General features: G+C 67.3%; 10 protein-coding genes. 7 read left to right on the forward strand and 3 right to left on the reverse strand.

The genetic code is table 11. The features are described 5' to 3' along the window. The first annotated feature begins 40 nt into the window (after window positions 1-40). From modA to AC1MLZ_RS01170, 3 genes are read left to right on the forward strand one after another with little or no spacing between them, the layout of a single operon-like run. Window positions 41-799: a molybdate ABC transporter substrate-binding protein gene (modA, locus tag AC1MLZ_RS01160; protein WP_480960061.1), complete on the forward strand. Its 759-nt coding sequence runs from the start codon at window positions 41-43 to the stop codon at window positions 797-799. Then, the gene (gene modB / locus AC1MLZ_RS01165) at window positions 800-1489 is read left to right on the forward strand and encodes a molybdate ABC transporter permease subunit (protein ID WP_480960062.1); all 690 of its coding nucleotides are present in this window, start codon (window positions 800-802) and stop codon (window positions 1487-1489) included. Beyond that, the gene (locus AC1MLZ_RS01170) at window positions 1479-2078 is read left to right on the forward strand and encodes an ATP-binding cassette domain-containing protein (RefSeq protein WP_480960063.1); all 600 of its coding nucleotides are present in this window, start codon (window positions 1479-1481) and stop codon (window positions 2076-2078) included. The genes modB and AC1MLZ_RS01170 overlap by 11 nt, the downstream gene beginning before the upstream one ends. A 73-nt stretch (window positions 2079-2151) precedes the next feature. Here AC1MLZ_RS01170 and AC1MLZ_RS01175 read toward each other — a convergent pair whose 3' ends face one another. After that, window positions 2152-4383: a glycoside hydrolase family 3 N-terminal domain-containing protein gene (locus tag AC1MLZ_RS01175; protein WP_480960064.1), complete on the reverse strand. Its 2232-nt coding sequence runs from the start codon at window positions 4381-4383 to the stop codon at window positions 2152-2154. Between the two features lie 233 nt (window positions 4384-4616). Between AC1MLZ_RS01175 and AC1MLZ_RS01180 the strand changes: the two genes are divergently transcribed. Genes AC1MLZ_RS01180 through AC1MLZ_RS01190 form a run of 3 tightly spaced genes read left to right on the forward strand, consistent with a single transcriptional unit; the run spans window position 4617 to window position 8927 of the window. Beyond that, window positions 4617-5342, forward strand: coding sequence for an ABC transporter ATP-binding protein (locus AC1MLZ_RS01180; protein WP_480960065.1), 726 nt, complete (start codon window positions 4617-4619; stop codon window positions 5340-5342). Beyond that, window positions 5335-7860: an FtsX-like permease family protein gene (locus AC1MLZ_RS01185; RefSeq protein WP_480960066.1), complete on the forward strand. Its 2526-nt coding sequence runs from the start codon at window positions 5335-5337 to the stop codon at window positions 7858-7860. The genes AC1MLZ_RS01180 and AC1MLZ_RS01185 overlap by 8 nt, the downstream gene beginning before the upstream one ends. Further along, window positions 7860-8927, forward strand: coding sequence for a lipocalin-like domain-containing protein (locus AC1MLZ_RS01190; RefSeq protein WP_480960067.1), 1068 nt, complete (start codon window positions 7860-7862; stop codon window positions 8925-8927). Before AC1MLZ_RS01185 ends, AC1MLZ_RS01190 begins: the two co-directional genes overlap by 1 nt. Window positions 8928-9022: 95 nt before the next feature. Here the strand turns inward: AC1MLZ_RS01190 and AC1MLZ_RS01195 are convergent, their stop codons facing one another. Then, complete coding sequence (locus AC1MLZ_RS01195) at window positions 9023-9754, reverse strand: acid phosphatase (protein WP_480960068.1); 732 nt, start codon at window positions 9752-9754, stop codon at window positions 9023-9025. Beyond that, window positions 9751-10824, reverse strand: a complete 1074-nt coding sequence (locus AC1MLZ_RS01200; RefSeq protein ID WP_480960069.1) for a phosphatidylinositol-specific phospholipase C1-like protein — start codon at window positions 10822-10824, stop codon at window positions 9751-9753. Before AC1MLZ_RS01200 ends, AC1MLZ_RS01195 begins: the two co-directional genes overlap by 4 nt. 21 nt (window positions 10825-10845) lie before the next feature. Here AC1MLZ_RS01200 and AC1MLZ_RS01205 point away from each other — a divergent pair, with 21 nt between their 5' ends. Continuing rightward, window positions 10846-11181, forward strand: coding sequence for a hypothetical protein (locus AC1MLZ_RS01205; RefSeq protein ID WP_480960070.1), 336 nt, complete (start codon window positions 10846-10848; stop codon window positions 11179-11181). Window positions 11182-11366: the final 185 nt, after the last annotated feature.

Raw genomic sequence — 11366 nt, forward strand, 5'->3', positions numbered from 1 at the left:
CCCTATATATCGTAGGGGCATTGACCCCCGAGGTGATCGAATGCGGTATCTGATGTTGGCGCTGGCGTTTCCGGCAATCCTGACGGCGACCGCCATACACGCTCAACAGCGTCCGCCGCTGGTGCTCGCGGCGGCATCATTGCAGGAACCGCTGACCGCCGCGGCTAACGCCTGGGCCAAACAGGGGCATGTGAAGCCGACGATCTCGTTCGCGGCATCCTCCGCGTTGGCACGGCAGGTCGAGTCCGGGGCGCCTGCGGACCTGTTCGTGTCGGCGGACGAAGATTGGATGAACGAACTTGCCGCGAAGAACCTTATCGTCGCATCGACGCGAGTGACGTTCCTCGGCAACCGGCTGGTGGTGGCCGCGCCGGCCGCGAGCAGGGTCCGTATTCCGGTGAGGCCGCCCGCGGCCCTGGTACGCGTGCTGACTGCAGGACCACTTGCCATGGCGGACGCGGCGGTACCGGCAGGCAAATACGGCCAGGCGTCGCTGGAAAAGCTCGGCGTGTGGGCGCAGGTGTCGCCAAAGGTGGTGCGTGCCGAGAATGTCCGGGCGACGCTGGCGTTGGTGGAGCGCGGCGCAGCGCCACTGGGAATCGTCTACGCAACCGACGCAAAGGCGTCCGTCAAGGTGCGGATCGCCGGCGTTTTTCCCGAGACCACGCATCCCGCGATTACGTATCCGATTGCGCGCTTGAAGGCATCGGCCAACCCCGAGGCAGAGGCATTCCGGCGCTTCCTGGTGTCACGCGCGGGCAAGGCGATCTTCGTGCGGTACGGATTCTCTGCGCGTTAAATGCTCGATGCAACCGAATGGGCGATCGTCGGGCTGTCGTTGAAAGTCGGCGGCGTGGCGATGGCGGTGACCCTGCCGATCGCCTTCGCGCTGGCGTGGATGCTCGCGCGCGTCCGGTTTCCGGGTAAAGTCGTCGTCGACGCGGCGGTCCATCTGCCGCTGGTCGTACCGCCGGTCGTCACGGGCTGGCTGTTGCTGATCGCGTTCGGGCCCAATGGACCGATCGGCGGCTGGCTGCAGGACTGGTTCGGGGTGACGGTGTTGTTCCGCTGGACTGGCGCGGCGATTGCGGCGGGGGTGATGGCGCTGCCGTTGATGGTGCGCGCGATGCGGCTGTCGATCGAGGCGGTCGACCGTCGGCTGGAAAATGCCGCGCGGACGCTGGGGGCGGGGCCCTGGCGCGTGTTCTGGACGCTGACCTTGCCGCTGAGCGTACCCGGCGTACTGGCGGGCGCGGTGCTGGGGTTCGCGCGCTCGATCGGGGAGTTCGGTGCGACGATCACGTTCGTGTCCAACGTCCCGGGCGAGACGCAGACCCTGCCGCTGGCGATCTACTCGGCGTTGCAGCAGCCGGGAGCGGATGCACTGGTTTGGCGATTGTCGGCGATTTCCGTGGGGTTGTCGCTAGTTGCTCTGATCGCTTCCGAACTGTTGACCCGGCGTGCCGGACGGGGGCTGGATGTCCTTTGAGATCGATGTCGAGAAGCGGCTCGGCGACACGCGGGTAGCGCTGACTCTGGAGGCGGGCGGCGGCGCGACGGTCTTGTTCGGGCCGTCAGGGGTCGGCAAGTCGAGCATCCTCAACATGGTCGCCGGGCTGTTGCGCCCCGATCGCGGGCAGATCGCGGTCGATGGCGAGACGCTGTTCGGGAACGGCACCAACCTTCCACCGGAACGAAGACGTGCGGGCTATGTCTTTCAAGAAGCACGGTTGTTCCCGCATATGCGTGTGCGGGCGAACCTGTTGTACGGTGCGGGCGGCGAAGCAGACGCGTTCGCGGCGACGATCGGGTTTCTCGGGATCGAGCATCTGCTGGACCGCTGGCCCCGGACGCTGTCGGGCGGCGAGGCGCAACGCGTCGCGATCGGGCGGGCGTTACTCAGCCGACCGCGCTTCCTGTTGCTGGACGAGCCGCTGTCGTCGCTCGACCGCGCGCGGCGCGAGGAGATCATGGTAGCGATCGAGCACGTCCGCGACGTGCTCCAGCTACCGATCCTCATGGTAACGCACGACCCGGCCGAAGCCGAACGGATCGGAACGCGAGTCGTTCGGATGTAGATGTTTCCCGGCGAAGGCGGGGTCCAGACTCCCCGCCTTTACGGGAAACCCCCGCCCTTACGAAAGAACAGAGTCAGACGAGTTCGAAGCTCCGCTTTTCGCCGTTGATCGAACTCGTGGCGACCCATAGATCGAACATTCCCGGCTCGACGACCCACTCGCCATCGCCCCAGAACCGCAGGTCTTCGCGCTTCAAGGCAAGCGTCACGCGCTTGCTCGCACCAGCTGCCAGCGAGACCCGCGCAAACCCCTTGAGCTCGCGAACCGGTCGCGTTCGACTGGCGACCCGGTCGTGGACGTACAGCTGGACCACTTCGTCACCGGCTCTGGCGCCTGTGTTGGTGACGGTCGCGTTCACGGTAATCGCATCCGTCATCTGCGACGGGACCGTCACGTTCGAGACCGTGAAGCTGGTATAGCTCAGACCGTGGCCGAACGGGTAGAGCGCTTCGTTCTTCGTCTCGCGGTAGCGCGATTTATATTCTTGGCTGCCGGTATCAGGCGCAGGGCGGCCGGTATTCTTGTGGTTGTAGAAATAGGGTTCTTGGCCGCTTTCGTTGGGGAAGCTGGCGGATAGCCTGGCGGATGGATTGACGTCGCCGAACAGGACGTCGGCGATCGCGTTGCCGCTTTCGGACCCCAGGAACCACGTCGCGACGATCGCAGGCGCATCCTTGACGGCACCGTGCAGCGCGAGCGCGCGGCCGTGGCGGAGGAGGACGATGATGGGCTTGCCGGTCGCGGCTACGGCTTCGGCGAGCGCCATCTGCGGGGCGGGAATGGTGATCTCGCTACGGGACTGCGCCTCGCCCGACATGAGTTGCGATTCGCCGACCGCGAGCAGGACGATGTCCGCGGCTCGTGCAGCGGCGACGGCTGCGGCGATCCCGCCTGGCAGCGCGGCTTCGATCTCTGAACCCTGCGCGGTCGTCACGCTCAAGCCGCGTGCGCGCAGCCCTTGCGCGATCGAGACGTTGAGTTTTTCGTCGGCCATGAACGCCCAGGTGCCGACGACGTTCTTGCGATCCTCGGCGAACGGCCCAATCAGCGCGATGTGGCCGGGGTTTGTCTTCAAGGGCAGCAGGTTGCCGTCGTTTTTTAGCAGCACGATCGAACGTGCACCGGCCTCGCGGCTGAGCTTCAGCATCGCCGGTGTTGAGACGCTGGTGCGCTCGGCTTTCTGGCTGACCGATCGATAGGGGTTGTCGAACAGGCCAATCGCGTCCTTCAAATGGAGCACGCGACGGACGCCCTCGTCGAGCCGCGCGAGGGGGACCTCGCCCTTCTCTACGAGGTCGGGCAACCACAGATTGAACAGGTTCGACTGCATGGCCATGTCCATGCCCGCCATGAACGCCTTCTTTGCGGCGTCGCGGCCATCGATGGCGTACCCATGCGCGATCAGTTCCTCGTCCGCCGTGTAGTCGCCGACGACCATGCCGCGGAAGCGCCATTCGCCGCGCAGCAGATCGGTCATCAGCCAATGATTGCCGCTCGCAGGAACGCCATCGATGTCGTTGAACGCACTCATCAATGTCGCAACACCGGCGTCCACCGCAGCCTTGAACGGCGCGAGGTGGACTTCGCGCAACGTGGCAGGCGAGATCTCGGTGAAGTTGTAATCCTGTCCGCCGGACACCGCTCCGTACGCCGCGAAATGCTTGGCACACGCGGCCACGCGCGTGGGGTCGCGCAGGTCGTTGCCCTGGAAACCCCGGACGCGCGCCTTGGCCAGTTGCATGCCGAGATACGGGTCTTCGCCCGAGCCTTCGGCAACGCGGCCCCAGCGCTGGTCGCGGGCGACGTCGACCATCGGTGCGAAGGTCCAGTGGATGCCAAGCGCCGTGGTCTCCAGTGCGGCGGCGCGCGCGGTGCGTTCGGCAAGGCCCGGATCGAATGCGCACGCCTCGGCGATCGGCAGCGGGTAGGCGGTGCGCAGGCCGTGAATGACATCGCCAGCGAAGATCAGCGGGATCTTCAGGCGGGTGGCTAGCGCAGCATCCTGCGCCGCCCTGGCACCGGCATAGCCGACGCCGTTGAAGAGCATGCCGATCTGACCGGTCTTGATCCGCGCGATCTGTTCGGCTGCGCCACCGCTGGCGAGACCAGGATTGAAGGGAACGCCGATCGGCCGGATCTGATCTGAAAAACAGCTAAGCTGGCCGGCTTTCTCGGCTGGGGTCATCCTGGCAATCAAGCTTTCGATCCGGTCGCTCTGCGCGAACGCGGTGGTCGATCCGAGCGAAAGGCCTGCGATCGCCGCACCGCCCGTCAGCATTTGGCGGCGATCTAGAATGGGCGACATGTCCTGCTCCTTTGCATTTTGACGAGGATTAACCCTCGTCCCACGGTTCCGCAAATCGACATGCGAGGTCTGCCTGAGGCCGGTCACGGCGCGTTCCCGGCGCACGTCGCGCGATGATGCCTACCGGGCCGTAACCGCGGTCATTTATGCAGGCAGGGAACCGAAAGAGCTTATCGGATGTACCGTATGCGCGCGACTCGACGTCGAGCCGCGCGGGTGGGACGGACATGGGCATGCGCGAACCCCGGTATGGAGACGACGACGCACGTCGAGCAGCCGACATGGTGCCGCCGCTGCTCGACGTGCGTGCGCTGGCCAAGTCCGTACCCGGGCCGCGGCCGTTGTTTCGCCACCTGGACCTCGCGGTTTCCGCGGGCGAACTCGTCGCGATCATTGGTGAGTCCGGCGTCGGCAAGTCGACGCTGCTTAACATCCTCGCCGGTCTCGATGACGCGGACGAAGGGAGCGTGGCGATCGACGGTATCGATCTGAATACGCTGGACGAGACTGCGCGCACGCGGCTCCGCCGTGAGCGGATCGGCTTCGTGTTCCAGGCGTTCCACATCCTTCCCTATCTGACTTTGCGACAGAACACCGCGTTGCCGCTGGCGCTCGTATCGCCTGACGCCGCTGCGGCGGACCTGCGGGCGGACGCGATGCTCGATGCCGTCGGGCTTGCCGGCCGTGGCAACGGTTACGCGCGGGACCTGTCGGGTGGCGAACTGCAACGCGTCGCCATCGCGCGGGCGCTGGTGCATCGGCCCGCCCTGATCCTGGCAGACGAACCGACGGGTAACCTGGATCCCGAGACCGCGGCACGCGTGCTGGCGCTGTTCGCCGAGGCGGTGCGCGGCAACGGTGCGGCCGGGGTCATGGTGACGCATTCGGCGGCAAGCGCGGCGATCGCCGACCGGGTGCTGACGCTGGGTGCCGAGGGTCTGGTCGAGCGGCGTGGCTAACACGGCTGGGCTGATCTCGGGACGGCTGGCACTGGGTTGGCTGATCGCCGGCGAGTGGCGGTTCCACCCGGCACGTTTCCTGACGACGGCGGTGGCGATCGCGGTCGGCGTCGCGCTGGGGTTTGCGGTCCATCTCGTCAACGGCTCTGCGCTCGCATCGTTCGACGGGGCGATGCGCGGCGTCAGCGGGGCGGCGGAACTGTCGATCCGCGCCACCAGTCCGCTCGGCTTTGACGAACGCGTGTATCCGAAGGTCGCGACGGCGAACGGGGTCGCCGATGCCAGCCCAGTTGTCAGCCTCGACGCGCGGATTGGCCGCACGCGCCTGACGCTGCTGGGTGTCGACGTGATCCGCGCGGCGGCGGTGACCCCGTCGCTGATCGGTCTGCGTCCCGCCGGCCCTGACGCCGGCAACGATGCCGCCTTCGACGAAGCCGCGATCTTCCTCTCGCGTCAGGCCATGACGCAAATCGGCGCACGCGTCGGTGCGACGGTACGGGTCGTCGCCAACGGCCGGACCGTGCCTATGCGGATCGCCGGTACGTTGGCAGCTACCACCGACGCGGCGGTCGGCGTCATCGACATCGCCGGCGCACAGTGGCGGTTCGGCAGGCTCGGCCGGATCGACAGGCTGGATCTGGCGCTGTCCGATCGCGCCGTGGCGGAGCCCGCGTTGCGCACGCTGTTGCCCGCCGACGCCGTGCTATCGACCGCCGCGGCGCAGAACGCCCAGGGCGACGCGCTGTCGCGAGCCTACCGCGTCAACCTCGACATGCTGGCGCTCGTCGCTTTACTGACCGGCGGGTTCCTCGTCTATTCGGCGCAGTCGCTGTCGGTGGTCCGCCGTCAACGCGCGTTCGCACTGCTCAGGACGCTCGGCATGCCCCGCGGCGGCGTCATCGCGGCGGTGGTCGTCGAAGGTCTGGCGATCGGTCTCGTCGGCTCCGCGGCAGGTCTGCTGGCAGGATACGGCCTGGCATGGGCCGCGCTGCTCTGGTTCGGCGGCGATCTTGGAGCGGGCTATTTCGGCGGCAGCAGCACGCGGGTGGTGTTCCAGCCGGGCGCGGCATTGGGCTTCTTCCTGCTGGGGCTGCTCGCGGCATGTCTCGGTAGTGCGGTGCCAGCGCGCGTCGCGGCGCGCGCTGCACCGGCCGCGGCCTTGAAGAACGCCGGCGACGTGCTCGATCCGCGCCGTCCCGTCGCATGGTGGCCCGCTGCGGCGTTGCTGGCGGCGGGGGCCGGGGCGTCGCTGTTGCCGGCAGTCGGCGGTCTTCCGCTGTTCGGTTTTGCCGGCATGGCACTGATGCTCGCGGGCGGCGTGGCGGGCGTTCCGTGGTTCGCGAGGACGCTGCTGACCCCCTTGGCCCGACGCGGCAGGGGAAGCGTCCCGCGGCTGCTGGCGGTGCGGCACCTGCACGGTGCGCCGGGCGAAGCGGCCACCGCGCTGTGCGGCATCGTCGCCTCGACCGCGCTGATGATCGCGATGGCGACCATGGTGACGAGCTTCCGCGGCGCGGTCGACGACTGGCTCGGTGATGTCCTGGGCGCGGACCTGTACGCGCGGACCACGGCGGGGGCATCGTTCGATCCTGCGACGCGGACGCGCCTCGCCGCGACGCCGGGTATAGCGACGGTGGCATTCAGCCGCCAATTGCCGCTGACGATCGCCGCCGATCGCCCCCCGGTCAGCCTGATCGCGCGGCCTGAACGAAATGGCCGCGATCCGCTGCTGGTACTGATCGACCGCGCGCCTTCGCTTCCCGCCGGTGCTTTGCCTGTCTGGGTGTCGGAGCCCGCCCAGCGACTGTACGGATGGGAGCCGGGCGCGACGATCACGCTGCCAATCGCCGACCGTACGCGCTTCTATGTCGCTGGCGTCTGGCGCGATTATGGGCGGCAGGCCGGCGCGGTGCTGGTCGACGAAGCTGATTACCAACGGCTGACCGGAGACGAGGGCCGTGACGAGATTTCGGTGACCGCCTTACCCGGTCAGGACGTCGACCGGATCGCTGCCGGGCTGACCGCGCGGCTTCCTGCCGCGCTCCGCGGTCAGGTCGAGATCACTCGGCCCGCAACGCTGCGTCGGCTGGCGCTGACGCTGTTCGATCGCAGTTTCGCGGTGACCTATCTGCTGGAAGCGGTGGCGATCCTGGTCGGTCTCGCAGGTGTCGCGGCGACGATGTCCGCCCAGACGATCGCGCGCGAACGCGAGTTCGGCATGCTCCGCCACCTCGGCCTGACACGCCGCCAGCTCACCGCGATGCTGGCGACCGAAGGCGCGATCGTCGGGATGACGGGCGCGCTCGCGGGCATCGCTCTCGGCCTGCTGCTGGCGCAGGTGCTGATCCACGTCATCAATCCGCAGTCGTTCAACTGGACGATGACGACACGCATACCGATCGGCACGCTGGTCGGCGTCGCGGCCGCGTTGACCGGCGCGGCGGCGGCGACCGCGATTTTGGCAGGGCGTCGCGCAACCGCCCGCAGTGCGATCCAGTCGGTTCGGGAGGATTGGTAATGCAGCGGTTCGCAATGCTGACGGGATGGCTCGCCGCCGTCGCAGTCGCAGCCCCGGCGGCGACGCCGTATCCGCAGGTGCGCCCCGGGATCGTCCTGCGTTTTCCCGCCGACCACGGCGCGCATCCGTCGTTCCGCACCGAATGGTGGTATGTCACCGGCTGGCTCAGGACCGCGGAAGGCAAGGACCTGGGGTTTCAGGTGACGTTCTTCCGCACGCGACCGCCGGTGGATCCGGGCAATCCAAGCCGCTTTGCCGCGAGCCAGGTAGTGTTCGCCCATGCTGCACTTTCGGACCCGGCCAGCGGGCGCCTGCTGCACGGCGAACGTGCGGGGCGCCAGGGCTTCGGTCTCGCCTCGGCGAAGACGGGCGATGCGGACGTCGCGATCCGCGACTGGCGACTGAGGCGCGACCCGAACGGACGCTGGCGAACGACCGTCGCGGCGGACGGCTTTACGCTCGCGCTCGCTTTCCAGCCTACCCAGCCGCCACTGGCTCAGGGGCAGGGCGGGTACAGCCGCAAGGGACCCCGGCCCGAAGAGGCGAGCTATTATTACTCGATCCCGCACCTGAAAGTCTCCGGCAACGTCGTGCGGGGCGGGCGAAGCGTTGCCGTCACAGGTGAGGCGTGGCTCGATCGCGAATGGTCCTCGAACTATCTTGCCCCCGCCGCGCAGGGGTGGGACTGGACCGGTCTCAACTTCGACGACGGCTCCGCGCTGATGGCGTTCAGGATACGGCGCAAGGGTGGCGGCACGCTGTGGGCAGGCGGATCGCTGCGCCGGCCCGATGGCAGGACCGTGGCGCTAGGCCGATCGGACGTGGCGTTCCGACCAGTCGCGACCTGGCGAAGCAAGGCGACCGGAGCCGTCTATCCGGTGATGCAGGATCTGAGTATCCGCGTGGATGGCAAGGTCATCACGCGCCGACTAACGCCCATGTTCGCCGCACAGGAACTCGATGCGCGCCGGAGCGGACTTCCGGTCTATTGGGAGGGCGCGGTGCGAACGCCCGGAGGACGCGGCTATCTCGAACTTACCGGCTACGACCGCGCGCTGACGATGTAGCCGCTCCCCGCGATGGCCGCTGCGGGTCGCGCGTTTCGGCCAACTTGTCGCGGATCGTATCGTATGCATTCGCAGCATTGCGAGGCCCTGATCGCTTACTCCGCGGCAGTATCTCTCATGCACTGCGTGGCCTGGGACACAGCGGGTAGAGCAGCGGCGAGCTCGCTACGTGCGAAATCCATGTCACGTCGAAATTCAGACGAGCTGTGGAGCGACGCGACCAATACCGATCCGGCCATGTAGCCCGCGTCGACGGCGCTCCTGCTATGTGCGCCGCAGATGTAACGACTTTCGCCATATTGGCGCCCGCGGCGCAGGATTTGCGTCGCACGAGAGGGTATCAGCTCGGCGAGGATCAGCGCTGCGGACCAGCCCGACGTCGTATGGCCAGACGGATAGTCGCCATTGCCTGCCAGATGCGCGGTCTTCGGCTCGCAGATCGGCAGGTCGTCGTTCAGATACGGACGCTTGACGGCAAAACCATCCTTGGCACGGCCGACCATGTTGCGGTCGCTCATCTGCGCGAAGATGCGGGTGAGGGCAGGGGACGATCTCGCGTCGAGCCTGCGACCGATCGCGCAGGCGAAGACGGTGAAGCGATCGTCGGTAACGTCGCGCGTTGCCATGTCGCCGCGCGGCATACCGAGCAGCGCACGGGTCTCGCGGAAGGTTGCGCGGTCGTCGCGGTCCTGAGGCGATCCGGGTTTCGGCGGGGCGGGGAGGATCTGCATCAGGTCCGGCATCGGCTGGTTCAGCAGATAGTCGGTCGACGCGGTCGCGCCGGTAGCCATCGTCAGCACGGCGAGGAGCGCGAGCGTCCGTATCATTTGCCACCCTTGTCGAGGTCGCCGCAGCCCTTGGGACGACGCACGGGATTGCAGCGGGCGACCAGACCACCGGGCAGGGCGACGTGATAGCCGCCGGACAAACGCGGATCGGGCCAGAGATAGTCGGTCGAGACATACTGCGCGCCGCCCGCCAGCGCTGTGTCGCGCGGGATCGTATCGCTGGCGCGGGCCTCGCGCGTGTTGGCGTCGGCGCGGGTGCGGACGATGAACCCGGCGACGACGTCGCGGCGGATGCGTGCGGCATCGCGGACCGGGTCGTTGAGCGTCAGATAGGCGGCGGCGGGCGAGGCCTCGTCGGTGTTGATGAAAAACACGCGCCCTTCGAGCGAACGCCGCTGGCCGCGATACACGGCAACCTTGGCCGGCGGTTCGTCCAGCGCGAACAGGAACTTCCCGCGCGACGCCTCCAGCAACGGCCAGTTGTCCGCCAGCACGGCGTCGCGCAGCGTTGGATAGCGGCCCTGAACATCATCGGGGACGATCAGCTTGCCGGGCGCCATCACCGAGCGGATCTCGGCGTCGAGCGCATCATATGCCGCCCCGTCGTACGGCAGCGCGTCGATCCCGCCACGCGCGGCGTTCTGCTCGTCCTTGGCGTTGAACATGAGCAGGATCGGCACGTGACGCGGATGCTGGGTCGACCAGTCGCGGATGATCGTCAGGCATTCGGTCAGCAGGACGCAGCTTGAGGCGTTGTCGATGCCGGGGATGTGCAGCACCTTGAAGCCCGGCCGCCTGAGCTTCGGATCGTCCGAACCGCGCGCGTAATGGCCGCCCTGCGGGTCGTAGTTCACGTCGATCTCGAGTTGCCTCGCGCCGGCATCGAGTTGCTCGGTCAGACTGCGGTGCGAATAGTCGAGCGCATCGGCCATTGCCGGGTCGGTCGCGCGCAGCTTCGCCATCGTCGCGGCGGGCATCGGCTGTTTGTAGCTGTTGTGCGTGCCGATCACCGCCACGTCGTTGATCCGCAGCGGCGCTGCCGTGTCGCGCGCTACCGCCGCTTGAGTAAGAAGGCCAAGCGTCAGCCCGGCCACGATCGATCGTTTCACAGATACTCTCCAGATCAGAATTTGAACAACACCGAACCCCACACCGCGCGGCCGGAGATCGGTCGCGCGTTCGCGCAAGCCCTTCTCGCTGATCGTGGCGATCGAATAGCTCGCGTCGACCTTCTTCTGCGCGACCGTTCAAGGCGCCCGGTGATCAGCATCTCGCTACCCTCGCCGGCGGATTGTACGGTATCGGTGCTCGGCGCGCCGCGAGCCGTCGACTGCGCACGGGCGGCGCCCGCCGCGGCCATGATGACCGGCGATGCCGCGGTCGCCCGCAGCATGTATAGGGTACGCATGACGTTGAACCCGCGTTGTGCGCCGACCTCGCAGATCGACCTGTCGCAAGAGCTATGACCGCTACCGATGACGGCGAAACGGCAATTTCATTACGCCGCTGTGATGAAATGAAGACGCGTCCATGACGCTTAGGCCGATTCCACCACAAATGGATATGCACTGACAGCGTAGGGCTCGGCGGGGGCCGTTCGAATGCAAGCTTTGGACAATTGAACCGGCGTGGCGGGCAGCTACGCGATGCG

Source organism: Sphingomonas sp. PEI4 (assembly GCF_056679955.1).